This window comes from Scytonema millei VB511283 (assembly GCF_000817735.3).
GTDB lineage: Bacteria > Cyanobacteriota > Cyanobacteriia > Cyanobacteriales > Chroococcidiopsidaceae > Chroococcidiopsis > Chroococcidiopsis millei_B.
Genome location: NZ_JTJC03000002.1, coordinates 1 through 23,621, shown reverse-complemented (window position 1 = coordinate 23,621; position 23,621 = coordinate 1). Strand labels below are relative to the sequence as shown.

Below are 23,621 nucleotides of genomic sequence, written 5' to 3'. Positions count from 1 at the left end.
CTTATGTCTGGTGTTTTCAGTCTTCTCTATCGCAAATGGTTGAGTAAATTAGAATACTTACTCATAGCAATTTCTATTCTTAGTTTTATTGCTTCTTTCTCAGGCAATAATAATTTTACTATTCTAACGCCGATTTTTTTATTCTTATCTCTGCACGCTAATATATCCAAACACAAGCAGTCAAATGAAAGCCGTCAGTCACAAGATCGAGTTTTTCAACTAGAACAGCTCGTCTTATCTCGCGATGCCAATCTTGCTGACATCCAAGCTACATTATCCGAAATTGATAAGCTATATTTAGAGTTCTCTCAAATTCAACAGCGATTTATTCTTATAGAAGATTTTTTAAAACCATACAGAATTAATGCTCAAAACTTAAATTTGCAGCAACTTCTAAACGGTCTAGAAGCAAATATTAAAAGAACAGAGCGACAGTACACTCAGAGTAAAATATTAGAAATGCAGATGATTTTACAAGAACAAATTAATCATGTAGAGGAACAATTATCAGAAAATTCCAACTATGCACCAGCCCACGACGACTTTCAAGATCGCCTTCTGACGTTGGATCGGCAGATTCAAGATTTAAGTTATCAGGTAACAAATTACTCAGATATTCAAGCTGAAGAGCGAATTCAACAGTCGCAAATTAATGAAAAAGTTCAAAAGTTAGAACGACAGTTTAATGGTTTACCATTTATTGAATTCTTAAATCGGATAGCACAACTAGAAGAACTTAACGAACAAGTTAAAAATAGTTTAACAGAATCTAAGCGTGTCACAAAATCTTTGAAAGGAGAGGTTGAATCGGTCAGTCAAAAACTTCAATGTATAATTGCCACAGCCTCAACTGCACAAACTGAAAATTGCGATCGCCAGCCATCTTCAGAACGACAAGCAAGCTACGAGCAAAATGTTGAAATGACTCAGCGTCTTGCTAAAGAAGTTAGCTCTTTACGCAAACAAACGCAAGCAATTTTGAGTAGTTTATCAGCTAGGATTACCCAGTTACGTATAGAAATCGATCAGCAGCAACGCCATTCTGAGAATCCAGCTACCATCCCCCCAGCTAACACAGATGAATTAGCAACTTGGGCGGGAGAAATTGGCGATCGCATTTCCAAGTAAGTGTATATTATATGTTTACGTTGTAGGTATACATTGTAGGGGCGCACAGCTGTGCGCCCCTACAAGTTATGGTGGGGCAAGATTCCGTGACTGTGACTACAAATTGTAGATTGTTGACAATCTACAATCTACAATCTATTATTCTTCTTAGTGCTAACCCTTTGAGGTACGAAGAGGTACGAAGTGGTGGAACGCAGACACTCGAACCTGGCAATAGTCGCCAAAAGTTTGGACATTCAAGCAGCTGAGGCGATTCGAGAACAAATTCTTAGCGGTGGATTTCCACCTGGTTCGCGCCTGCTAGAAATTCCGCTATCAGAACAACTCAATCTCAGCCGGGGAACGATCCGTTCTGCATTACAACAGCTGACTTACGAGGGTTTGGTGGTACAAATTCCCTACAAAGGTTGTGCTGTATTAGAACTGAGTTCTCAAGATGCTTGGGAATTGTATACATTACGCAGTACATTAGAAGGTTTAGCCGCCAAATTAGCTGCTGCTGCAATGACAGCCGATAAAGCTGAAATTTTAAATAGTAGTTTAAAACAACTGATTGAAGCAACAAAAAGCGATCGCCGTGGTAAAGTTGCAGATGCAGACTTTGCCTTGCATCAAGCGATCGTCCAGTTATCAGGGCATCAAAGATTGCAACAACAATATCAAATTGTCGGGCAACAAATTCGCTTGTATATTGCCTCTTGTAATACATTAATTCCCGATGTCGAAGAGATTATCAAGCAACATAGGTCATTAATTGAAGCAATTTGTTCTGGAAACACAGTTATTGCCGAACAAATTGCTAAGGAACATAATGCAGACGGTGAAGAATTAATTAAACATTTACAAAAATTAGAAACCCAAGATTCGTAGGGGCGGGTTCACTAGCAAAATCAATGAAAAACAAAAAATCTATCTAAACCCGCCCCCACACAACGCGAAGATTAAGTGTAAGGAGCCATCATGACAATCGATTTCAACAACTATGAAGTCTTAACCTTTGACTGTTACGGTACGATGATTGATTGGGAAACTGGAGTTTTAACTGCGATCGCCCCCATTCTTTCTAACCATAATATACAACTAACTAACGCACAAATATTTGATGCTTTTGGTGAAATCGAAAATGAAATAGAAGCGGGCGAATATATTAAGTACCGAGAAGTGCTGAGAAATGTTGTCAAAAAAATGGGCGATCGCTTCAACTTTATACCAAATCCTACAGAAGTAGATGCGCTAGCCAAGTCTTTAACTAGTTGGCAACCCTTTTCTGATAGTGTAGAGGCGCTAAAAGTCTTAAAACAGAAATTTAAACTAGCTGTAATTTCTAACGTGGACAACGATTTGTTTGCTGAAACAGTGAAACATTTACAAGTTAATTTTGATTATGTCATTACAGCAGAACAGCTAAAAAGTTACAAGCCCTCTCATAATAATTTCTACGCAGCATTTGATAGAATCGGTTTACCGAAAGAGAAAATTTTACACGTCGCAGCTAGCGTGTATCATGATATTGTACCCGCCAAAGCTCTTGGTATGACTGCGGTGTGGGTAAATCGGCGCGGAGTTAAGCAAGATTCTGGCGCAGATTTAGAAGTACCGGATTTGAAAACCCTAGCTAGTATTGTTAGTTAGTAGGGTGGACAATGCCACCCTATTATTAAGAATAAATTTAATTTTATACAGTTTTTATATGCAGGCTATACAAAGAGCGATCGAATTGATATTCTTCGCGAGAGATAGCATAATACAGCACGTCTAATCCTTCTTTATTAACGCGCTGAACAAATCTCATACCTATTCTTTCCATGACTCGCACCGAAGCAATATTTTCAACATCAGTATTAGTAATAATCTGCTGAAATTTATGTTCTGTAAACCCATATTGAATCATGGCTGTTGCAGCTTCTGTTGCTAGTCCTTGACCCCAATATTGCGGTGATAAACCATAGATTAGTTGTAATTCTGGGGGATTGTCGTAGAAAAATCGGAAGCCACAGAACCCAATTAATTCTGAATTGTCTTTAAAAAAAATACTCCACTGACCAAAACCGTGTTGTTCAAAACACTTGGTATTATTTTCAATTTCTGATGCAACCCACTCTCGCGGCATTATTTTATCGTCGCATAAGTATCTTCTGACTTGAGGATCGATGAAAATGCGGTGTAATGCCTCTAAATCTTCTTCTACGTAAGGACGCAATTTGAGACGAGATGTCTGAATTTCTATAAGAGAAAACATATTTTCCATGAGTCCGCGCAGGCGGACTTAGTTTGTGTAGACGCGAATTTTATTCATCCAATACTCAATGACTTACTACACTTATATCGAACAGACTTTAGCAATAATTTAAGATATGTATCGTTGAATAGAAAGGTTATGCCTCAGTATCTTGCCTCAACCACTTTTCAACAGTTATCGGTTGATAGCTAGCTAATAAATTAAGTAAGTCTTCTGGAACCGATGATTCTAGTACCAAAGAACGTAATTCCGATTTTAAAAACTCTTCCGTGACGGCGCGATCGAATAACTGTAATAGCGGATTATAATAGCCTTCAACATTTAATAAACCTTGGGGTTTTTGATGCAATCCCAACTGCGCCCAGGTGAGAATCTCACAAAATTCCTCCAACGTGCCATATCCCCCAGGTAAGGCAATAAATGCGTCAGCTAATTCTGTCATTAAAGCTTTGCGATCGTGCATGGAATCGACAACATGTAGTTGTGTCAATCCATTGTGCGCAATTTCCTTGTCAACCAAAAACTTGGGAATGACCCCAATTACCTCACCACCTGCGGCTAAAGCGGCATCGGCTACCATACCCATTAAACCTACATTACCACCACCATAAACCAAGCTTAATCCTCGACGCGCGATCGCCTCACCCATTGCTTGGGCAGCTTCTTGGTAGATAGAACGATTACCCGTACTGGAACCGCAAAATATGCATATAGATTCCATAAAAGTTCCTCACATTCATCAAACGTAATCCAGAGGCGCAAACTTCTTCATTGCTTATTAAACCAGAGATGTTAAGATCCAGCGTTAGGGTTCTGGGGTAAATACCATGCCAGGAATTGGCAACAAAATCAAGTTTGGTACGGATGGTTGGCGCGGTATCATTGCCGATGAGTTCACATTTGAACGCTTAGCCTTAGTTGCACCGATCGCCGCTCAAGTTTTAGCACGAACGTACGGTAATACTACAGGTAGTAATACGATTATTGTGGGCTACGATCGCCGCTTCATGTCAGAAGATTTTGCCCGCGCAACCGCCCAAGCCGTGACAGCGGTGGGGTTTGATGTACTGTTATCAGAAACTTACGCTCCCACTCCAGCTTTTAGTCTAGCGGCAAAACAGCATAATGCTCTGGGTGCTTTAGTCATTACTGCTAGTCACAACCCAGGGAGCTATTCAGGCTTGAAAGTTAAAGGCGCTTTTGGCGGTTCTGTCCCGCCCGAGGTGACAAAGAATATTGAATCTTTATTAGATTATCCGCCCCCTACCAGTGCCAATCCTGGGAAAATTGAAACATTCAATCCTTGGTCTAGTTATTGCAAAACTTTACGGGCAAAAGTCGATCTCGATCGCATTCGCTCGTATATTACTCAAGGTAAACTGACAGTCTTCGCTGATGTGATGCACGGTGCAGCCGCAGGGGGATTAGCACAAATATTAGAAGTACCAGTAAACGAACTAAACAGCGATCGCGATCCATTATTTGGCGGCGGTGCGCCAGAACCATTACCAAAATACCTTGCTGGTTTATTTGAAACCATCCGTACCCATAGTGCTGAAAAAGGCAATTTGGCTGTAGGCTTAGTCTTTGATGGCGATAGCGATCGGATTGCGGCTGTAGACGGACAAGGTAATTTTCTCAGTTCCCAAGTCTTGATTCCCATTTTGATCGAACACTTGGCAGTAAATCGCGGTATGACAGGCGAACTTGTCAAAACTGTCAGCGGTTCTGACTTAATGCCCCGCGTTGCAGCTTTACACCAAATCCCAGTTTCCGAAACTCCGGTAGGATACAAATATATTGCCGATCGCATGTTGGAAACTCAAGTTTTGCTTGGGGGGGAAGAGTCAGGCGGGATCGGTTACGGAACGCATATTCCCGAACGAGACGCTTTACTTTCTGCTTTATATGTGCTGGAGGCGGTGACTCAATCTGGACTAGATTTAAGCGCCCTCTACCAGCAACTCCAGTCAAAAACTAACTTTCATTCTGCCTACGATCGCATCGATTTACCCTTAGCAAGTATGGAAGTGCGATCGCGCTTGCTGGAACAGTTGCAAACTCAGCCCCTCAAAGAAATTGCTGGAAAAGCCGTAGTCAATTGTCAAACCATTGACGGCTACAAATTCCGCTTAAATGATGATAGCTGGCTGATGATTCGCTTTAGCGGTACGGAACCTGTTTTAAGACTATACTGCGAAGCACCGACAATCGAACAGGTGCATCAAACCCTGAATTGGGCGAAAGATTGGGCGGAAGGATAGGGAGTCGGGAGTCGGGAGCTGGGGGAAGAGAGAGTTGAGGGAGCAGAGGGAGCAGGGGAGCAGAGGGAGAACTTACCTCTCGCCTTTTACCAATTATCAATTCAAAATGGTTGCATTCGCCACTCTTCACTCTTCACCCTTCAATTTAAAATTCCCTCACTAGTCATTCGCTACTTTCCCATGAAAGCGATCGCAGGATACCTCCGCAGTTTGTTCGATCGGAAATTTGTCTTTACGGGTTTGAAGACGGCTCTATTTGTAGGCACGATCTTGTTTACGATTAATCATGGCGGAGCATTGCTGCGTGGAGAAATGGATCGAGAACGCTGGATGTCTGGAGTGCTGACCTACCTAATGCCTTATTGCGTCAACGTCCACGGTCAATACATCGCTCGCCGTAGGCTATAGACGGATAAAAGTAAATGAATCCAAAATCCAAAATCCAAAATTTAAAATCCCTAGTAGTTGCAACTGGTAATCCAGGTAAGTTAAAAGAAATGCAAGCTTACCTGACCGATTTAGACTGGGAATTGACCCTCAAACCGCAAGATCTAGAAGTTGAGGAGACAGGCGATACTTTTGTCGCCAACGCCTGCTTAAAAGCTTCTCAGGTAGCAAAAGCAACTGGAAAATGGGCGATCGCTGACGATTCTGGTTTACAAGTCGATGCTTTAGGTGGCGCTCCTGGGATCTACTCTGCCCGTTATGCTAAAACCGATGCCGAGAGGATCGAACGGGTTCTACAGGAGCTAGGAGAAGCGACAAATAGACAGGCGCAATTTGTCTGCGCGATCGCGATCGCCCGTCCCGATGGTGCGATCGTCCTGCAAGCCGAAGGCATTTGTCGCGGTGAAATTTTGACTGCACCACGGGGGATAGGAGGCTTTGGCTACGATCCGATTTTCTACGTTCCCGAGCGGCAAATGACATTTGCCGAAATGCCACCCCAACTGAAACACGAAATCAGCCATCGCGGACGAGCCTTTCAAGCCCTGATTCCCCAGTTGCAAGAGTGGTGCGTGGATAGTGACTAGCGGCTAGACTCTTTTCTAGTCACTAGCCACTAGCCACTAGTCACTGATAACTGATAACTGATAACTGCCTAAACTGCCTCCAGATTCTTTTCACCCGTCCGAATGCGGACAACTTCTTCTACAGGGCTGATAAAGATCTTGCCATCGCCAATCTCCCCTGTACGGGCGGCGGCGATGATTTTGTCTACTACCATGTCTACCTGTGCGTCTTCGATGACGATCTCTACTTTGAGTTTTTGCAGAAACTCTACCGTATACTCGGAACCGCGATAGCGTTCTGTTTGTCCTTTTTGTCGTCCAAAGCCTCGGACTTCTGAAACCGTCATGCCCACAATACCAGCGTTAACCAGGGCAATTTTCACTTCATCGAGTTTAAAGGGTCGGATAATTGCTTCTACCTTTTTCAATTTTCTCACTCCCGTTTGTTTATCGTTTTATATTGGTGTGTTTTACTGCTGTGATTCACCAAAGGAAAATTATCTCTTAGTTTGAGTGCGATCGCACTGTTTGAATTGCTGCGTAGATTGCCTCCATCCTGTTTTTCTACACTCGATCGATCCCAAATGCAATAGCTGGAACTTATTTGTCGTATCATCCTCTAGTGTGAAGTATCGTATTAATTAATACATTTTTTAGAAGAAGGCAGTCAGTGCGATCGCTCAACGATTGGATGTTAGAGGGCGAACCAGGAGAAATCCAGTACTAAATGCTGTCACGACTACGATTGAAACTGCGATCGCTAATCCCCAGCCATTCATTCGAGCTGCGTCCGATTGGGAACGGTGATAGTGATTATCCGCGTCAACTTCTTCAACTGCGACAAATTCTGAAGCATGTCCGCCGCCAGTTTTCATTGTTACACCGCCTTGGTGTCCGGCACGACCAGACGGCGATCGCTTTGGTTTGACTCGCTCCTCTCGTTCGGGGCGATCGTTTTCTATTTGGTTCGCCACAGTCGTATCAACCACTTGTTGTAGATAGGAAACGTGCTGTACGACTTTTTCAATTTCTTGGCGGAGGTGTTGATTTTGTCTGGCTAGCTGCTGATTTTGCGACTTGAGAGCGTCAATTGTCTCCTGGGTAGCTTGCAACTCCAATGCCAATTCCCGATAGACCGAAAGTGGCACAGAGGGCATATAGTTATGAGATGTTGGATGATGATGAGCAGAGCTGGAGCTAGATCGCATGGTTAGCGCCGTCAAAAGAAATATTCGCCACCAGTTTAGCCAGATTTTGCTACTTTCACAGCTAATTTGTAATATTTTTCAGTTATCAGTTATCAGTTGTCAGTTAATTCCGACTTACGACTTACGACTTACCAATTACCAATTCTCCTTCAGGGGAAAGAAATGCCCGACAGGTCCTTGTCCCTTGCCAATGTTGAGGGCGTGTTTCAAGGCTGTGGTAACGTATTCTTTTGCTTGTCGTACAGCGGCTAATGGCTCTTTCCCCAAAGCGAGATTGGCGGCGATCGCGGCGGCTAGGGTACAACCCGTACCGTGGGTGTTCTTTGTATCGACTTGGGTTGTCGTGATGATCTCCAAGCGATCGCCATCAAACCAAACATCAACCCCGCGCGCCTCTCCTAACATTCCTCCACCCTTAACTAACACAGCCTTTGCTCCCGTCCGGCGAAAAATGTCCTCAGCCGCAGCTTTCATATCGTCTAAGCTATGAATTTCTCTCCCGCTCAAAATTTGTGCTTCATAGCGGTTAGGGGTAACTATGGTTGCTAGAGGAATGAGTTGCGATCGCAAACTTGTTACCGCTGCATCGTCAATTAACTGCGCTCCCGTGCGCGACACCATTACGGGATCGACAACCAATTTGTCTATACTTAAGCTCTCAACTTGCTGAGATACAGCTGTAATAATTTCCCGGTTGAGCAACATCCCAGTTTTTACACCTTGAACCCCGATATCCTCAACCACCGCCTGAATTTGAGCGACAACAGCAGCAGGAGGTAAAGCATCAACTCGCGTAACACCCAGAGTATTTTGAGCCGTGATACAAGTAATCGCACTCGTACCGTGTACGCAATGGAAGGCGAAAGTTTTCAGATCTGCTTGAATTCCAGCCCCGCCACCGCTATCCGATCCAGCAATTGTCAGCGCCACTGGCGCGTGGTGAGTGGTGCATGGTGCGTGGTGCGTGGTCATAAGCAATCTAGATAGTGGCGATGAGAGCTCAACCCTTATCCAATCACCAGTCACTAGTAACTGATAACTGATAACTGTTAACTGACAACTGATTCTTCTCTTTTCATCCTATAGACTTCTGGTAATTTCCACCAAGGAACTTGGGGATATTCGTGATGTTCTTCGTGATATCCGAAGTGGTAGCAAGCAAGAAACGACCAGAAAGGCACTATATGAGTTGATTGGGCGCGATGAATATTTTCGTAGCCTGCTCTTGGTTCTCTGTGAGTTAAGAACGTACCAAAGTAAAACAACTGTACCGAACTGAGAATTGCTGGTAACGCCCAAAATAAAATGAGGTGGGTTCTAGATATATTTAAAAATACGTTCGCGCTGTGAAAAAGGATGGTTAATCCAACGATCTGTCTCCAGGACCAATAATTTTTAATAAAGTATAAGTACCAAGCAAAAAAGTTTTTCTGCTTGCCGTTGTGAAAATCGGGATCGAGTTGACTGGCTGGATGTCGGTGATGCGCCCAGTGTTTTTGCAGCAATCGATTGTAAGGAAATAAAGCATATAAATTTACAGCTACTCTACCAAACCAGCGATTTATGTGGAGATGATTTGGAGCGACTAGTCCATGCATGGCATCATGGGCGGTAATAAATAAGCCTGTATACAAAAATGTTTGCCAAACTATAGCCAATAGAATTCCCCAGATTCCCAGTTTTTCTAGATGACTTGAGAGGAGAAAGCCTAAGCTAGCTATCCAAGTCACGATAATCGTTAAGGCAATTACAATTCCCTTGTAGTTATATGAATAACTAATATTCAATCCCGTTTCACTTTGGTTTAAAGCACTTTGTTGTAAAGGGTTCGGAATCGATGCAACCATGTCAGAGTAGAATCCTTAGCAAACGTAGAAGTAGACAAGCCAAACTTGAGGGCATTTTAAGCAAACCTCCCTTATCATATACGAGTTTGTTAATTTTTGTTAATCCTCCAAAGATAGATGTGTTTTCAGTAAATATAAAATAGCTCTATGGTTAGATTTGAAATAGTTATTCGTGCAGCAAGGTCTGTGTGAAATTAGTTTTTATAGCGTTTTTTAATTGGGTAAAACACACGATCCGTAGTAGGGGGCGCACAGATGTGCGCCCCCTACAAACGTCACGCACGCAATCGAGAATTGCTATTATTCAGACAGTGGAAGTCTTTGACTATTGCAATTCAAACGAGAAGGGGAAAAATTCTCATCTAACTCGCGATAGATTACTTGTTGGTAAAAAGCTTTACGAACAAAGACCTAAGGGTAGAGAGCGGAGTCAAGAAATTTTAAGAAAAACTTTATCTGTTATTGAAATGAAACTTTAAAGATATTTATTGCGATCGCGTCAAGAAAAATAAAATTAGTTGAGTACTTATTAACTTTATTTTTAGATATTTCTATAAAGATTCTCTATAGATAGGGTGCGTTACTAACGCACCCCTATGTTGTACTAACCTGCCATCAATCCCACTGGACAAGCCACGTTCGTACCACCTAAACCACAATAGCCACCTGGATTCTTTGCCAAGTATTGTTGATGATATTCCTCTGCCCAATAAAACTCAGGAGCATCGATAATTTCAGTGGTTATCTTGTCATATCCCGCCTGAGTCAAGGCTTGCTGATAAGTATCTCGCGTTGCGATCGCTAATTCTTTCTGTTCGTCAGAATAGACGTAAATTCCCGAACGGTATTGGGTTCCGACATCATTTCCTTGTCGCATACCCTGAGTTGGGTCGTGGTTTTCCCAAAAAACTTTCAGCAATTGTTCGTAACTGATGACTTTGGGATCGTAGACGACAAACACAACTTCATTGTGACCCGTCATCCCCGAACAAACTTCTTTATAAGTGGGGTTGGGCGTGTAGCCAGCCGCGTAGCCAACAGCAGTGATAAAAACGCCATCTAGCTGCCAAAACTTGCGTTCTGCACCCCAAAAACAGCCCATACCGAACATTGCTGTCTCCATACCAGCAGGATATGGCGGCTTGAGAGGATTTCCATTTGTGTAGTGAGTCTGAGGCACGGGCATTGCTTGCGACCGTCCGGGTAAAGCCTCCTGGGGAGAAGGCATAGCGATTTTTTTACCAAATCCGAATATCATTATTGTTTTCCTAACTCTCAATCTCTAAACAACAGCTTTACCTTACTTAACATTGTAGAGATTTTGGTAAGGAACAACATTACCAGTTAGAGAGGTAGACAGGTATAGAACAGCAGCGAGAATAGAATCATAGCAATTCTCGATTGCGTGCGTGACGTTTGTAGGGGGCGCACAGCTAGCTGTGCGCCCCCTACAGATTGCGTGTTTTACCCAATTGAAAACCGCTATAACAGAGCAAGATCGATTAAATCGACTTTGATCCAATAGTCTTGATAAGATCGTCCCAATCCGGTTGGTCAAAAACAATCACAGGTAATGCAGCAAGAACAAAGCGATCGCGTATTAACCGCCTTGCAAGAGTTTTTCACTACACCTCTAGCAACGAAACTAAGCAAGCATCAACAAGTTTCTCCTCAAGCTGCTGCCTTAGAGTTATTTCGCGATGTGGCTGCAACTGTACCAGCATACAAAACTTTTTTGACGGGACGGGGAATCGAGCCAACAGCAATTCAAACTTTGGCAGACTTTCAACAACTGCCACTACTGACAAAAGATAACTACCTGCGCTGTCATTCCCTACCAAGTTTTTGTCGGCACGGACAACTAGAAAGATGCGATATGGTAGCCGCGTCATCGGGTTCTACGGGGAAACCAACGTATTGGTTGCGATACCTAACCGACGAATTGCAAATTGCTACCCGCTTTGAACAAATATTCCACGATAGCTTTTCTGCTGACACCCGCCCCACTCTAGCAGTTGTCTGTTTTACGTTGGGAACTTGGGTAGGTGGGATGTTTACAACTGATTGCTGTCGCCACTTGGCAAGTAAGGGTTATCCCATCACTGTTGTCACTCCAGGGAATAACAAAACAGAAATCTGCCGTGTCGTGCAAGAACTGGGTAGTTTATTCGAGCAAGTAGTATTGTTGGGATATCCGCCCTTTCTCAAAGATGTGATTGATACTGGCAAAGCTAACGGCATAGAGTGGCAGCGCTACCAAATCAAATTAGTTCTAGCAGGAGAAGTCTTCAGCGAAGAGTGGCGGAGTTTAGTAGGGGAGCGAGTGGGAGCAAACAATCCCTACTATGATTCTGCTTCACTCTACGGCACGGCTGATGCTGGCGTGTTAGGAAATGAAACACCTTTGAGTATCTGCATCCGCCGATTTTTAGCAGAGAATCCAGAAGTAGCCCGTACATTATTTGGCGAATCCCGCTTACCCACCTTAGTACAATACGATCCGCTCAGCCGCTTTTTTGAAGTACAGGACGGCACGCTGCTATTTTCAGGCGATAATGGCATTCCCCTCGTGCGATATCACATTGCCGATACAGGTGGAATCATTGCTTACGATGCCATGCTGGAATTTTTGCGATCGCACGGATTCGACCCGATCGCTACTTTACAGCAACAAGGAACGAGAGGCATCCATGCTCTACCTTTCGTCTACGTGTTTGGGCGTGCCAATTTTACTATTTCTTACTTTGGCGCAAATATCTATCCCGAAAATGTCATCGTTGGCTTAGAACAACCGCAGATTCAAGAATGGGTGACAGGTAAATTCGTCATGGAAATTAAGGAAGATGCCGATCGAAACCGTTTCTTCTCTATAGTGGTAGAGTTAGCACCAGGAGTAGAGGGAAATGAAGCAAAAAGAAATGCGATCGCCACTTCAATTCACGCGCAATTGCTCCGACTCAACAGCGAATTTGCTAACTACGTCCCCCCTGAATATCAAATCCCCCAAATCTCCCTCGCCCCCACCGGAGATCCAGAGTACTTCCCTATAGGAGTCAAGCATCGATATACGAGATGAGGGGCAAGGAGTGAGAAGTGAGGAGTGAGGGGAAGAAGAGAGAGTCGCCCAGCTGAGGAGGCTGAGGGAGAGTCGCGGAGCAATTCTAGCTACTAGTCACTCTCCACTGACAACTGATAACTGATAACTGACAACTGACAACTGACAACTGACCTTACAATGAGTGTAGAGAGAAAACCCTCATATATGCCTAACAACCGTTCAGGAGTCTTTATCGGCGGTTTTTTATTAGGTGCTGCCGTCGGCACTTTAACTGGAATGTTAATCGCCCCACGTAGCGGACGAGAAGCGCGACAGTTGTTGAAAAAATCTGCTAATGCTATCCCAGAACTAGCAGAAGACTTATCGACTAGCGTGCAACTCCAGGCAGACCGTCTTTCAGGATCGGCATTACGTAGTTGGGATGATACATTAGAACGATTGCGAGAGGCGATCGCGGCTGGGGTTGAAGCCAGTCAGCAAGAGCGTCAAGCCATCAAACGGCAAAATAATGAGATTACTTCCGATTCCCGTACTGCTTATACAGATCGCCCGTAGTGCTACTGCGATCGATCCTCTATTTTGGCTCGGACTGTCACTACTGCTAGTTGCTATTAGCCTTACAGCAGTTTTGGTGGCAGCCGTGCCAGCTTTTCATGAATTAGCACGGGCAGCCCGCAGTGCCGAAAAACTCTTCGATACGCTCAAACGAGATTTGCCTCCAACTTTAGAAGCCATTCGCTTGACAGGGTTAGAAATTAGCGATTTAACCGATGATGTGAGTGACGGGGTAAAAAGTGCGGCACAAATTGCAAAACAAGTCGATCGCAGTTTAGATCGAGCCAAGGAACAAGCAAGAAGCGTTGAGGTGAATACTCGTAGCGTCTTCACAGGTGTAAAAGCAGCCTGGAAAAATTTCACCCGTAGCACCCCTAATCGCCATAGTCGCGATCGCCTTCCAGCAGAATCAAGACAGCCATTACCCACATACTTCAACAAAAATTCAGATAGCGACTTCAACAAAGATACAGTCATCCCAGAAGAAAATCGTCTCAAATCACCTCCTTTTTATTTCGATGACGAAGAGGAATGAATTGTTGGTTGTTAGTTGACGGTTGACAGTTGACGGTTGATAGTTGACGGTTGACAGTTGACGGTTGACAGTGAAGAAAGGGTGTAGGGTGTGGGGTGTAGTGGAGAGAATTCGGAATTCGGAATTCGGAATTAATGCGTGAATGCGTGAATTGTCTTGCTCCCTCAGCTCCCGATCGCTCCCTCATCTGGGCGACTCTCTCTTCCTCCCTGCTTCCCTACTCCCTACTCCCTACTCCCTGATAACCGTTCTCAATGGAGTCATAATGAGATCTGAAGAGTTTGTGAATTGAAGCAAAATAATTAACTATGGCAAAAGCAACTTGGAATGGAGCTGTCTTAGCTGAAAGCTCCAAAACAGAGATCGTTGAGGGCAACCACTACTTCCCTCCCGATGCGATCGACAAGCAGTATTTTCAAGAATCTTCCACCCATACGACTTGCCCTTGGAAAGGAACCGCCAGTTACTACAATGTTGTCGTTGATGGACAGGTCAACAAAGATGCTGCTTGGTACTATCCCACAGCCAAAGAGAAGGCAAAAAATATTGAGGGTTACATTGCTTTCTGGCGTGGAGTCAAAGTCGAATCATAGTTAGCGGTTAGTTGTCAGTAGTTAGGAGTTAGTCGAAAATCAACAACTGACAACTGACAACTGACAACTGATAACTGACAACTGATAACTACCTAGCCCGAGCTTTTTTTGCCTGCTTAACCAGAACGGGTCTGGGTTTTTTCTTTTTGTGTTTCGGGTCTTCCACCATACGAGACATGGGAGGACGGCAAGTTTCACAATACAGAGGTCTAGGACCATAACTCTCCCGTTCCGTGGGTTGACTGCATTGCTGGCAGATGAATTTATATAACCGAGTATGAATTGTACGTTCGTGGGCGCGGACAGTGTACTCTCGAACAAAAACCTTTTTGGATGGCATGACAAACAAAACCTGGCTATGGTGTATCCAATATGCTAACTAGAAAGGAGTTCAATACTGAAAAAAATGCCTCTTCATAGACAACTTCAACACTTAATCGAAAACTTAATTGCTCTGAAAGAGCTTTACCACACCCAGCTCGTAGAGTCTGAGAAACAGGTAGCTCGCTTCAAAGAGCAATTGTCGCATGTCAACGGGTTACTAGTAGCACAGTTGGTAGAAAATCAACAGTTTGTACAAAGCCTAGTCAATATGCGATCGCAATGTCATGCTCAACTAGAAGCGAACCAACGCCAAGCAGCCCACGCCAGAGAACAAATAACTCACGTTAATGCTCTCCTCGCAGACCAAGTGAGCTTACCTCCAATGCAACATGCATTTGAGCTGCCAACGACTGCTTTTGAAGAACAGCCACGGCAAACCCTATCTGGTATAACTGCACCCGAACCCGAATCATTCTCCCAGCCTCTATCCGACCTTACCCAACCACAGCCCCAAGCAGAAGCTGAACTTACCCAACCACAGCCCCAAGCAGAAGCTGAACTTACCCAACCACAGCCCCAAGCAGAAGCTGAACTTGCCCAACCACAGCCCCAAACAGAAGCTGAACTTGCCCAACCACAGCCCCAAACAGAAGTTGCCGAAACACCTCTGGAAGTAGGAGAGACGAGCGAGGATACTGCCAGATCTCCCTCGGCTATTAAAACTCCAATGAAGGCAGAATATCAGAATCTGACGAAAATTCAAGCAGTGGAAAAGCTGTTGCAGGAAAACCAGGGCAAGATTTTAACTGTAGAGTATATCATCTGGTCATTGTATGGTGACATGGATGCAGAAGCAGTCAAAGCAGAAAAACCCAGGATCTACGATACCCTCGGACAAGGTACGGATAAAGGGATTTGGGAAAAAGTCCCAGATCAACCAGCCTGCTATACCTACAAGTTGAGCCTAGTAGAACCTACAGCAGATTCCGAATCTGCCACGGCTAACACCTCCCGCTTACCCGTAAGTTCTCGTCGGCGACCGTCGCGGCATGGTAGAAGCGATGATATGCTGCCTCGATACAATCATCTCAGTTTGACTGCGGCTGTGGAAGTGGTGGTGAACGAGCATCCTGGTGAAGTGATTACCACTGAGAAAGTTGCCAAAGTGTTATACGGCGATGACATTGACGGACGCGCCTTGGTCAAAGCTAAAGACCGGATTGGTAAAACCCTCTGGGGAGGAGCAACCCAAGGACGATGGCAGCGCATTCCAGGTAGACTGGGCTGTTATACGCTGAGTTTGAAAACTTTGAAAAGGGGTAATGGGTAGTGAGGAGTGTGGAGTGTGGAGTGTGGGAATTTCTCGGTTAAGATGTATTGTCCATCTGCGATCGCTCTTGTGCTCCGCTATCCCTTTGCTTATGAAAGCTAAACTCATCGCTATAACTGCTGTTTTGACTGCTTTGCACCTTGCGCCTCCAGCTCGTGCGGGAGATCTAGAACATACTAGACAACTTCTGGCAACAAAACAGTGCGAGGAATGCGATCTTAGTGGTGAGGGTCTGGTCTTAGCTAATTTAAGTCGGGCGAATCTGCGGGGGGCAAATTTAAGTGGTGCTAATTTGAGTCGGGCGAATTTGAGCGAAGCTGACTTAAGCGGTGCAAACCTTAGTGGTGCTTCTCTGTATGGCGCAAATCTGAGTGGTGCTAAGTTGGAGCAAACCGATTTGAGTGGAGCCGATCTGCGCGATGCCTATTTAGCTAATGTAGACTTGGAGACAGCTAATCTTAGCGGTACTAGTTTGCAGGGAGCGATCGCCATTCCTACCCAAGCAGCAAAGCCTGAAGAATTTTATCGCTGGGGTATTGCTCAAGGACAAAAAGGCGACCCCAAAGGCGCAATTGGCTATTTCAATCAAGCTCTGAGCTTAAACGACAAATACGCCCCAGCTTACATGGCGCGAGGTATTGCCCGCTACCAACTTCTAGACCGAATGGGAGCGATGCAGGATGCTCAACGCGCCAAATGGTTATTTTTACGACAGAGAAATAATGAAGGCTATGACACCGCCCAAGCTTTTGTAAACCAACTGCAAGCACCGCAAACAGAAACACCCAAGAGCAAACCCAATTTCTTTAACTTCCTCGGTGGTGTAACTTCAGTTTTATTAAGGTTTTTGTTGTAACCTAACTAGTGACCAGTGACCATCAACCATCAACCATCAACCGTCAACCGTCAACCATCAACCGTCAACTGTCAACCAACTACCATCACCGCTAACTTACGACTTACAACTTCCCTATATGTCTCTATCCAGCGAATTGTGGCAAATTAATGAGGATTTAGCTCAAGGTTGTCTAAATCATCCATTTGTTCAGGGTATAGCCGATGGAAGCTTGGAGCGAGAAAAGTTTGCTTACTATGTCGGGCAAGATGCATTTTTCCTTGAAGCCTTTGCCCGTGCCTACAGTATCGCCGCTGCTAAAGCACCTGATTGGGAAGGATTTAATTTGTTTCACGGCTTAGCTGGGGGCGTACTGCAAGAACTTCAGCTTCATGCAGGGTATGCAGCCACGTGGGGAGTCAATATTAATTCTGTCGAACCAGGTACAGCCACTCGTCGCTATATCGATTTTTTGTCGGCTACTGCTTGGAGTCAAGATGTGGGTTTAACGGCTGTGGCTATGTCACCTTGTATGAGACTTTATGCTTATTTGGGACAGAAGTTGGCAACTAAGAGTATTCTCACACATCAGTACAGCGATTGGATTCGGACCTACAACAGCCCAGAATTCGAGCAGCTAGCGCAACAACTCGAAAAATTGAGCGATCGCTACACTAGCAACTCCGATACCGTACAAAAAACTTATCGCTATGCTATGTTGTGCGAACGAGATTTCTTTCAAGCAGCTTGGGAATCGGGCGATCGACCATAACAATCGTTTGTTGGGTTTTCTTGCCACTGCTGGGGTGAAATGCTGTACGATGAAGTTCTTACTTTGGCTCAATGAGTAAGTTTAATAAATAAGCATTTATGACTTCCGAATTTTGTAGCTTGCTGCTCCAAAGGGATATTCCGAATTCCGAACTCTAGCCCAAGTTTGCCATCCGATAACCGAGAGTGATATCAATTGCCTGAGTTGTTGTAGTTGTATTTGCAATGGTTCGCCACTCTGCCTCAAGCGATAAATACTGTCTTGTCCGCAATAAATTATTTCTGGTGCGTCGCGCAGTACGGTACGAGTGCAACGCTCGATCGCGATTAGTGTATCAGCCGTCCGTGCTAATTTGCAGCGAATTTGCCAAATTCGTCGCGCTAGATAGCAAAGCAGCACAGATAAAATCAAATTTATGGCAACAACAATCGTAACCATGAGGCTCAAAGCTGTATGGGTTGATGACACAATAAGTTCATGTTTTGCAAAATAATTTATTTTGATTTTTGATTATTTGAATGTTCTACGTATTGGGAGAAAATATTAACAATTGTTTTTATAGTTTTTTTTACATTGATTGAGCAAAGGCAATTTCTTAAAAGTGGAATTTGAGAGTTAGCAGTCGATCTCAATAACTTTGTATTTGATAATACTAGCAGCGATCTCAGCCAAGGGAGAGAAGTTTTTTCGCCAAGGCATTGATAGTTTATTTTTACCAATGCTAATGCATAAATTACATTTCAGTAAAGATTTATTACAGTAATTTATGCATAAGTAAAATTACTCATAAAACTACAATTTTGTTTGCCATCATGAAAGATACAAAAGTCGAAGCCAAGTACCACCAGAAAGACCGCGATCGTCTAGCCAACCAAGCGATCGCCGATAGAGAAGATTTTAACTTTGACTTGTGGGCAAGAGCCGTTAAGCAACAAATGCTAGCTGTGTTGCGCGAAAGAGAATAGCATATAATCAGACGTAAATTTCAATAAAATTTGATGCAAGTTTCTTTCTCAGTCACCTCCGACGCGATCGCATCTGGTTTTCATGCCTTGTCTGAGCCGTTACGCATTCGGATACTAGAACTTTTACGCTCCTCAGAGCTTTGCGTGTGTGAATTGTCGGAGGCACTGGGAATTGCTCAATCTAAGCTATCTTTTCACCTCAAAACCTTAAAGGAAGCAAATTTGGTGCGATCGCGTCAGGAAGGACGCTGGATTTACTACAGCTTGAATTTATCGCAGTTCGTTGCATTAGAACAATATTTATCAGAATATCGCCGCTTCAGTCAATTGCTCCCTGCCCGTCCCTGCGAGGATACACCCTCAGCTTGAGTTAAATAACCCCTCTTGACAAATCAATTTTTTTTGAAATGATAGAAAGGTAGACTCCCCTATCGCAAATTGATTTCAAGTGTAGGGGTGAGGCATATGAAAACGATAGCCAGTATTTCTATTTTCCTGGCAGGATTTGGTGTTGCGATCGCAACTGCTATGGCAATGCCCAACGCAGTCAGTCCAACCAAACAACCGCTAAGGCTAGCTCAAGCGAATAATTCAGAACCCGCAGCTACAGTTAAGACAGATGGTTCTAGCACGGTTTACCCCATCACCAAAGCGATAGCAGAGGAGTTTAAAACCACTGAGGCGGGTCAAAACGCACAGATGCTCGTGAATTTTTCTGGTACGAGTGCTGGGTTTAAAAAGTTTTGTGCCGGAGAAACAGATATTAGCGATGCTTCCAGACCGATCCGCACTGACGAGATGGAAGCTTGCAACAACAACAAAATTAGATATATCGAACTACCCGTTGCCTACGACGCGCTGACGATCGCTGTTAATCCTCAAAATACCTGGGCTAAAGATATTACTGTAGCCGAACTGAAAAAGATGTGGGAGCCAGTGGCAGAGGGAAAAATTACGAATTGGCAGCAAATCAGGTCTGCATGGAGCGATCGCCCTTTAAAGTTATACGGTGCTGGAAAAGATTCTGGTACGTTTGATTATTTTACTGAAGCAGTAGTCGGTAAAGCCAGAGCCAGCCGCCAGGATTATACAGCTAGTGAAAATGACGATGAACTAGTAGCAGGGATTAGTAAAGATCCAAATGCTTTGGGATACTTTGGCTTTGCTTATTATGAGGCAAACCAGAATAAGCTGAAGGCTCTAGCGGTAGATAGCGGTAGAGGTGCGGTTTCACCATCGCGACAGGCAGTAGAAAAGGCACAGTACGAACCTCTGTCTCGACCTTTGTTTATCTACGTCAATGCCAGATCTGCTCAGCTTAAACCTACGGTGCGGCGTTTTGTCGATTTCTATATTCAACGTGCGCCAACTTTAGTTAGCTCCGTGGGTTACATCCCTTTACCTGCGGAAGGCTATCGCCTGACTTATATCTACTTCAATCGAGGCAAAGTGGGAACTGTCTTTGAAGGCAAATCCCAAATTGGTTTGACAATTGGGCAGTTATTACGCAGACAAGCAAAATTTTAACTACAACCAGGTAAAGTAATGGGAATTCGAGTTGGCATCAACGGTTTTGGAAGAATTGGGCGATTAGCATTAAGGGCTGCCTGGGGATGGTCGGAACTAGACTTCGTACATATCAACGAAATTAAAGGTGGTGCAGTCGCTGCTGCCCATTTACTTAAATTTGATTCGGTTCACGGTCGTTGGACACCAGAAGTAGCAGCAGAGGGCGATCGCATTTCCGTTGACGGCAAGTATTTGAGTTTCAGCGAGTCCCCCACACCAGGAGAAGTCCCGTGGGATGAGTTGGGAGTCGATCTCGTATTGGAGTGTTCTGGTAAATTCCGCACCCCAACTTTACTCGAATCTTATTTTAAGCGGGGAGTGCAAAAAGTCATCGTGGCTGCACCCGTTAAGGAAGAGGCATTAAACATCGTTATGGGAATCAACGATCGCCTCTACGAACATGACAAGCACCACTTACTCACAGCGGCTTCCTGTACCACAAACTGTCTGGCTCCAGTTGTAAAAGTCATCCATGAAGGATTGGGAATTCGACATGGAGTCATTACCACAGTCCACGACCACACCAACACGCAGACAATCGTAGACGCGCCGCATAAAGACTTGCGACGGGCGCGAGCGACGGGTTTATCTTTAATTCCAACGACAACGGGTTCCGCTACAGCAATCGGGTTAATTTATCCCGAACTGCAAGGTAAGCTCAACGGTTTGGCAGTGCGAGTGCCGTTATTAAATGCTTCCCTCACCGATTGCGTGTTTGAAGTCGCGCGTCCCACCACAGTAGAAGAAATTAACGGTTTGCTCAAAACTGCGGCTGAAGGAGAACTTAAAGGCATTCTCGGCTACGAAGAACGCCCCTTAGTTTCTGTAGATTACAAAGACGACCCGCGATCGGCTGTTGTGGATGCACTATCAACAATGGTCGTCGATGAAACACAAGTCAAAGTTTTAGCCTGGTATGACAACGAATGGGGCTATGCAAATCGCATGGTTGAACTTGCCCGCAAGATTGCCCGTTGCTATTAACTTCACATAACAACCATGACTTCCACTGCTGGAAATAAAGCTAATTTGCGTAACTACGCCCTCGTGACTGCTGCCTACTGGGGCTTTACGATTACCGATGGAGCGTTGCGGATGTTGGTGCTACTGCACTTTCATCTGCTGGGCTACACTCCTTTGCAAATCGCCATGCTGTTTCTGTTTTACGAAATTTTTGGCGTTGTCACCAATTTGTTCGGAGGCTGGATCGGTTCTCAATTTGGTCTGAAGCTAACTCTCTACGGCGGGATCGGGTTACAAGTTTTTGCTTTAGCTATGCTAGCGCTGCTCAATCCAGAATGGGCTGTGTGGATGCAAGTCACCTACGTTATGGTCGCCCAAGCCTTTTCTGGGATTGCCAAGGACTTAACCAAGATGAGTTCTAAGAGCGCGATCCGCTTAGTCGTACCCCAGGAAGCACAGTCGTCACTATTTAAATGGGTGGCTATATTAACTGGCTCCAAAAATGCCTTGAAAGGAGTTGGCTTTTTTGTTGGTAGCGTTTTGCTGGCTCAATTTGGCTTTGTCAATGCCCTACTGATAATGGCAGGTGGGCTTTGCCTCATTCTAGGTACGGGTATACTACTGCCGCAAGGCATGGGTAAGATTAAGGCGAAAGTTAAATTTACCCAACTCTTTTCTAAAAGTAGGGAGATTAACATTCTCTCTGCGGCTCGTTTCTTTCTCTTCGGTGCGAGGGATGTTTGGTTTGTAGTTGCCCTCCCCGTGTTTCTCTACAGCACGCTTGGCTGGACGTTCGAGCAGGTAGGGGGATTCATGGCTTGCTGGGTGATTGGCTACGGAACAGTACAGTTTTTAGCGCCCAATCTGCTGCGCTGGCTGGGTTCGGGAGCGGCTCCCCAAGGAAGGACGATTCAAATTTGGACGTTTGTGCTGAGTGGGATTCCCGCCGCGATCGCCCTTTCCCTTCAACTTAGGGTATCTCCAGCTTCAACAATTGTGGTAGGACTAGCAATTTTTGGGGTTATCTTTGCCTTCAATTCAGCAATTCATTCCTATCTCGTCCTTGCCTACACCGATGATGACAAGGTGGCATTAAATGTTGGCTTCTACTATATGGCTAACTCTGGTGGGCGCTTAGCGGGTACAGTGCTATCTGGTTTGATATTTCAGTTGTTTGGCTTAGTAGGATGTCTGTGGGTGTCGATGGCGTTCGTACTTGCTGCTGGGGCAATTTCCTTAAAATTACCCGATCCGCAACCCCAAAAAGCGATCGCCTGGAAAGCTGGAGATGATTAGTTATTTGCCATTGGTCATTTGTCATTCGTCACGCACCGTAGGGGCGGGTTCACCAACAAACTTTACTTCCATACCAAGATCTCAATAAACCCGCCCTTACAGGAATTTCGGTTTTTACCCAAGAAGCAGTGATTTTGTTAAAGCAAAAATGAGTATTAATCGTTCTGCATCAAAGCCGATTGTCAACCGTCTGAGTTTTTTTGAAAAATACCTGACTGTCTGGGTTTTTCTGTGTATTATTGCCGGAATTCTTTTGGGTAGGTTATTTCCTGGTGTAGCAGTGGCTCTTGATGCCATGAGTATTTATCAGGTGTCGATTCCGATCGCTATTTGCCTATTTTTCATGATGTACCCAATCATGGTGAAAATCGACTTCACTCAGGCAACAAATGCAATGCGATCGCCCAAACCCGTAATTCTCACTTTGGTAGTGAATTGGTTAATTAAACCATTTACGATGGTAGTCTTCGCGCAGTTTTTTTTGGGATGGTTATTTCGTCCTTTGCTATCTGGTACGGAAATTATCCGAGGTAGCGAAATTGTGTTGGCGAATTCCTACATTGCTGGGGCAATCTTACTAGGCATAGCACCTTGTACGGCAATGGTTTTAATGTGGGGTTATCTCTCTTATGGCAACCAAGGACATACACTGGTGATGGTAGCAGTCAATTCTCTAGCCATGCTGTTTTTATATGCGCCACTAGGAAGATGGTTGTTAGCAGCAAACGATCTCAGCGTACCTTGGGAAACCATTGTATTATCGGTGCTGATTTATGTCGGCTTACCTTTAGCTGCGGGAATGTACAGTCGTTATTGGATACTGAAACATAAGGGCAGAGAGTGGTTTGAACGGCGGTTTTTGAAATATCTCAGTCCCGTTGCGATCGCTGCACTTTTAATTACTCTCGTGCTTCTGTTTGCCTTTAAAGGAGAGCTAATTGTCAACAATCCCCTGCATATTGTCTTAATTGCCGTGCCATTATTTATCCAAACAAATTTTATTTTTCTCATTTCTTACGTAGCAGCACTAAGAGGGTGTTTGAAAAGTGGGTTGGGTAGTAAAAAAGCTCACTCGGTGTAAGCTGCGAATAACTAGTACACAGCACCGAGAGAGCGACATGAGTAAA

At 44.5% G+C, this 23,621-nt stretch carries 29 protein-coding genes and 1 pseudogene; 20 read left to right on the top strand and 10 right to left on the bottom strand.

Features of this window, described 5'->3' with window-relative positions; genetic code table 11:
- Nucleotides 1-3 precede the first annotated feature (3 nt).
- The 3 genes from QH73_RS07765 (at nucleotide 4) to QH73_RS07755 (ending at nucleotide 2,760) form a co-directional block, all read left to right on the top strand.
- The gene (locus QH73_RS07765; protein WP_039716874.1) at nucleotides 4-1,128 is read left to right on the top strand and encodes a hypothetical protein; all 1,125 of its coding nucleotides are present in this window, start codon (nucleotides 4-6) and stop codon (nucleotides 1,126-1,128) included.
- A gap of 183 nt (nucleotides 1,129-1,311) precedes the next feature.
- The gene (locus QH73_RS07760) at nucleotides 1,312-1,998 is read left to right on the top strand and encodes a GntR family transcriptional regulator (RefSeq protein WP_063777350.1); all 687 of its coding nucleotides are present in this window, start codon (nucleotides 1,312-1,314) and stop codon (nucleotides 1,996-1,998) included.
- Between the two features lie 90 nt (nucleotides 1,999-2,088).
- The gene (locus QH73_RS07755; protein ID WP_039716875.1) at nucleotides 2,089-2,760 is read left to right on the top strand and encodes a haloacid dehalogenase type II; all 672 of its coding nucleotides are present in this window, start codon (nucleotides 2,089-2,091) and stop codon (nucleotides 2,758-2,760) included.
- Nucleotides 2,761-2,803: 43 nt separating this feature from the next.
- On the opposite strand, the gene QH73_RS07750 is transcribed toward QH73_RS07755, so the two are convergent.
- Both QH73_RS07750 and QH73_RS07745 read right to left on the bottom strand, forming a co-directional pair.
- Nucleotides 2,804-3,376, bottom strand: coding sequence for a GNAT family N-acetyltransferase (locus tag QH73_RS07750; RefSeq protein WP_132866801.1), 573 nt, complete (start codon nucleotides 3,374-3,376; stop codon nucleotides 2,804-2,806).
- 127 nt (nucleotides 3,377-3,503) lie between these two features.
- Nucleotides 3,504-4,088 carry an LOG family protein gene (locus QH73_RS07745; RefSeq protein ID WP_039716877.1) on the bottom strand — a complete coding sequence of 195 codons (585 nt, stop codon included), beginning with the start codon at nucleotides 4,086-4,088 and terminating at the stop codon, nucleotides 3,504-3,506.
- Nucleotides 4,089-4,194: 106 nt separating this feature from the next.
- Here QH73_RS07745 and QH73_RS07740 point away from each other — a divergent pair, with 106 nt between their 5' ends.
- The 3 genes from QH73_RS07740 to rdgB all read left to right on the top strand — a co-directional run bounded on the left by QH73_RS07740 (nucleotide 4,195) and on the right by rdgB (nucleotide 6,665).
- Nucleotides 4,195-5,631: a phosphoglucomutase/phosphomannomutase family protein gene (locus tag QH73_RS07740; RefSeq protein WP_039716878.1), complete on the top strand. Its 1,437-nt coding sequence runs from the start codon at nucleotides 4,195-4,197 to the stop codon at nucleotides 5,629-5,631.
- A gap of 180 nt (nucleotides 5,632-5,811) precedes the next feature.
- On the top strand, nucleotides 5,812-6,039 hold the full coding sequence (gene nrtS / locus QH73_RS07735; RefSeq protein WP_039716879.1) for a nitrate/nitrite transporter NrtS: 228 nt from the start codon (nucleotides 5,812-5,814) through the stop codon (nucleotides 6,037-6,039).
- A 14-nt stretch (nucleotides 6,040-6,053) separates the two neighbouring features.
- A complete protein-coding gene (gene rdgB / locus QH73_RS07730; RefSeq protein WP_039716880.1) occupies nucleotides 6,054-6,665 on the top strand; it encodes an RdgB/HAM1 family non-canonical purine NTP pyrophosphatase in 612 nt (203 codons plus the stop codon).
- Nucleotides 6,666-6,733: 68 nt separating this feature from the next.
- Here the strand turns inward: rdgB and QH73_RS07725 are convergent, their stop codons facing one another.
- The 5 genes from QH73_RS07725 to msrA form a co-directional block, all read right to left on the bottom strand.
- Nucleotides 6,734-7,072, bottom strand: a complete 339-nt coding sequence (locus QH73_RS07725; protein WP_039717719.1) for a P-II family nitrogen regulator — start codon at nucleotides 7,070-7,072, stop codon at nucleotides 6,734-6,736.
- A 252-nt stretch (nucleotides 7,073-7,324) separates the two neighbouring features.
- The gene (locus tag QH73_RS07720; RefSeq protein WP_132866799.1) at nucleotides 7,325-7,852 is read right to left on the bottom strand and encodes a hypothetical protein; all 528 of its coding nucleotides are present in this window, start codon (nucleotides 7,850-7,852) and stop codon (nucleotides 7,325-7,327) included.
- A gap of 135 nt (nucleotides 7,853-7,987) precedes the next feature.
- Nucleotides 7,988-8,824, bottom strand: a complete 837-nt coding sequence (gene thiD, locus QH73_RS07715) for a bifunctional hydroxymethylpyrimidine kinase/phosphomethylpyrimidine kinase (RefSeq protein ID WP_039716882.1) — start codon at nucleotides 8,822-8,824, stop codon at nucleotides 7,988-7,990.
- A gap of 77 nt (nucleotides 8,825-8,901) precedes the next feature.
- Complete coding sequence (crtW, locus tag QH73_RS07710; RefSeq protein ID WP_039716883.1) at nucleotides 8,902-9,699, bottom strand: beta-carotene ketolase CrtW; 798 nt, start codon at nucleotides 9,697-9,699, stop codon at nucleotides 8,902-8,904.
- 604 nt (nucleotides 9,700-10,303) lie between these two features.
- Complete coding sequence (gene msrA, locus QH73_RS07705; RefSeq protein WP_039717720.1) at nucleotides 10,304-10,960, bottom strand: peptide-methionine (S)-S-oxide reductase MsrA; 657 nt, start codon at nucleotides 10,958-10,960, stop codon at nucleotides 10,304-10,306.
- Between the two features lie 312 nt (nucleotides 10,961-11,272).
- Here msrA and QH73_RS07700 point away from each other — a divergent pair, with 312 nt between their 5' ends.
- The 3 genes from QH73_RS07700 to QH73_RS07690 all read left to right on the top strand — a co-directional run bounded on the left by QH73_RS07700 (nucleotide 11,273) and on the right by QH73_RS07690 (nucleotide 13,847).
- A complete protein-coding gene (locus QH73_RS07700) occupies nucleotides 11,273-12,775 on the top strand; it encodes a phenylacetate--CoA ligase family protein (RefSeq protein ID WP_039716884.1) in 1,503 nt (500 codons plus the stop codon).
- Nucleotides 12,776-12,961: 186 nt separating this feature from the next.
- Complete coding sequence (locus QH73_RS07695) at nucleotides 12,962-13,312, top strand: YtxH domain-containing protein (protein WP_039716885.1); 351 nt, start codon at nucleotides 12,962-12,964, stop codon at nucleotides 13,310-13,312.
- The gene (locus QH73_RS07690; protein WP_052290196.1) at nucleotides 13,266-13,847 is read left to right on the top strand and encodes a hypothetical protein; all 582 of its coding nucleotides are present in this window, start codon (nucleotides 13,266-13,268) and stop codon (nucleotides 13,845-13,847) included. The genes QH73_RS07695 and QH73_RS07690 overlap by 47 nt, the downstream gene beginning before the upstream one ends.
- On the opposite strand, the gene QH73_RS07685 is transcribed toward QH73_RS07690, so the two are convergent.
- Nucleotides 13,807-14,034 (bottom strand): hypothetical protein, encoded by a 228-nt coding sequence (locus QH73_RS07685; protein ID WP_132866797.1) that lies wholly within the window; start codon nucleotides 14,032-14,034, stop codon nucleotides 13,807-13,809. The genes QH73_RS07690 and QH73_RS07685 overlap by 41 nt on opposite strands.
- A 121-nt stretch (nucleotides 14,035-14,155) precedes the next feature.
- On the opposite strand from QH73_RS07685, the gene QH73_RS07680 reads away from it, so the two are divergent.
- Nucleotides 14,156-14,440: a DUF427 domain-containing protein gene (locus QH73_RS07680; protein WP_039716886.1), complete on the top strand. Its 285-nt coding sequence runs from the start codon at nucleotides 14,156-14,158 to the stop codon at nucleotides 14,438-14,440.
- An 88-nt stretch (nucleotides 14,441-14,528) separates the two neighbouring features.
- Here QH73_RS07680 and QH73_RS07675 read toward each other — a convergent pair whose 3' ends face one another.
- Nucleotides 14,529-14,780: a hypothetical protein gene (locus tag QH73_RS07675; protein WP_132866796.1), complete on the bottom strand. Its 252-nt coding sequence runs from the start codon at nucleotides 14,778-14,780 to the stop codon at nucleotides 14,529-14,531.
- 66 nt (nucleotides 14,781-14,846) lie between these two features.
- Here QH73_RS07675 and QH73_RS07670 point away from each other — a divergent pair, with 66 nt between their 5' ends.
- The 4 genes from QH73_RS07670 (at nucleotide 14,847) to QH73_RS07660 (ending at nucleotide 17,701) form a co-directional block, all read left to right on the top strand.
- On the top strand, nucleotides 14,847-16,094 hold the full coding sequence (locus QH73_RS07670) for a hypothetical protein (protein WP_132866794.1): 1,248 nt from the start codon (nucleotides 14,847-14,849) through the stop codon (nucleotides 16,092-16,094).
- 91 nt (nucleotides 16,095-16,185) lie between these two features.
- Nucleotides 16,186-16,950: a pentapeptide repeat-containing protein gene (locus QH73_RS07665; protein WP_039716888.1), complete on the top strand. Its 765-nt coding sequence runs from the start codon at nucleotides 16,186-16,188 to the stop codon at nucleotides 16,948-16,950.
- Between the two features lie 15 nt (nucleotides 16,951-16,965).
- Nucleotides 16,966-17,100, top strand: a complete 135-nt coding sequence (locus QH73_RS28690) for a hypothetical protein (RefSeq protein WP_286194071.1) — start codon at nucleotides 16,966-16,968, stop codon at nucleotides 17,098-17,100.
- The gene (locus tag QH73_RS07660) at nucleotides 17,069-17,701 is read left to right on the top strand and encodes a TenA family protein (RefSeq protein WP_039716889.1); all 633 of its coding nucleotides are present in this window, start codon (nucleotides 17,069-17,071) and stop codon (nucleotides 17,699-17,701) included. Before QH73_RS28690 ends, QH73_RS07660 begins: the two co-directional genes overlap by 32 nt.
- 96 nt (nucleotides 17,702-17,797) lie before the next feature.
- Here the strand turns inward: QH73_RS07660 and QH73_RS07655 are convergent, their stop codons facing one another.
- Entirely contained in the window at nucleotides 17,798-18,169 is a 372-nt protein-coding gene (locus tag QH73_RS07655; protein ID WP_309476460.1) for a hypothetical protein, read from the bottom strand.
- 344 nt (nucleotides 18,170-18,513) lie between these two features.
- Between QH73_RS07655 and QH73_RS07650 the strand changes: the two genes are divergently transcribed.
- The 6 genes and pseudogenes from QH73_RS07650 to arsB all read left to right on the top strand — a co-directional run.
- On the top strand, nucleotides 18,514-18,666 hold the full coding sequence (locus tag QH73_RS07650; protein WP_165587638.1) for a hypothetical protein: 153 nt from the start codon (nucleotides 18,514-18,516) through the stop codon (nucleotides 18,664-18,666).
- Between the two features lie 33 nt (nucleotides 18,667-18,699).
- Complete coding sequence (locus QH73_RS07645) at nucleotides 18,700-19,035, top strand: ArsR/SmtB family transcription factor (protein ID WP_039716891.1); 336 nt, start codon at nucleotides 18,700-18,702, stop codon at nucleotides 19,033-19,035.
- Between the two features lie 96 nt (nucleotides 19,036-19,131).
- Nucleotides 19,132-20,193: a PstS family phosphate ABC transporter substrate-binding protein gene (locus tag QH73_RS07640; RefSeq protein WP_039716892.1), complete on the top strand. Its 1,062-nt coding sequence runs from the start codon at nucleotides 19,132-19,134 to the stop codon at nucleotides 20,191-20,193.
- Nucleotides 20,194-20,211: 18 nt separating this feature from the next.
- The gene (locus QH73_RS07635; protein WP_039716893.1) at nucleotides 20,212-21,219 is read left to right on the top strand and encodes an ArsJ-associated glyceraldehyde-3-phosphate dehydrogenase; all 1,008 of its coding nucleotides are present in this window, start codon (nucleotides 20,212-20,214) and stop codon (nucleotides 21,217-21,219) included.
- A 15-nt stretch (nucleotides 21,220-21,234) separates the two neighbouring features.
- The gene (gene arsJ / locus QH73_RS07630; RefSeq protein WP_039716894.1) at nucleotides 21,235-22,494 is read left to right on the top strand and encodes an organoarsenical effux MFS transporter ArsJ; all 1,260 of its coding nucleotides are present in this window, start codon (nucleotides 21,235-21,237) and stop codon (nucleotides 22,492-22,494) included.
- 148 nt (nucleotides 22,495-22,642) lie between these two features.
- Nucleotides 22,643-23,527, top strand: a pseudogene (gene arsB, locus QH73_RS07625) (ACR3 family arsenite efflux transporter); the annotation flags it as partial.
- Nucleotides 23,528-23,621: the final 94 nt, after the last annotated feature.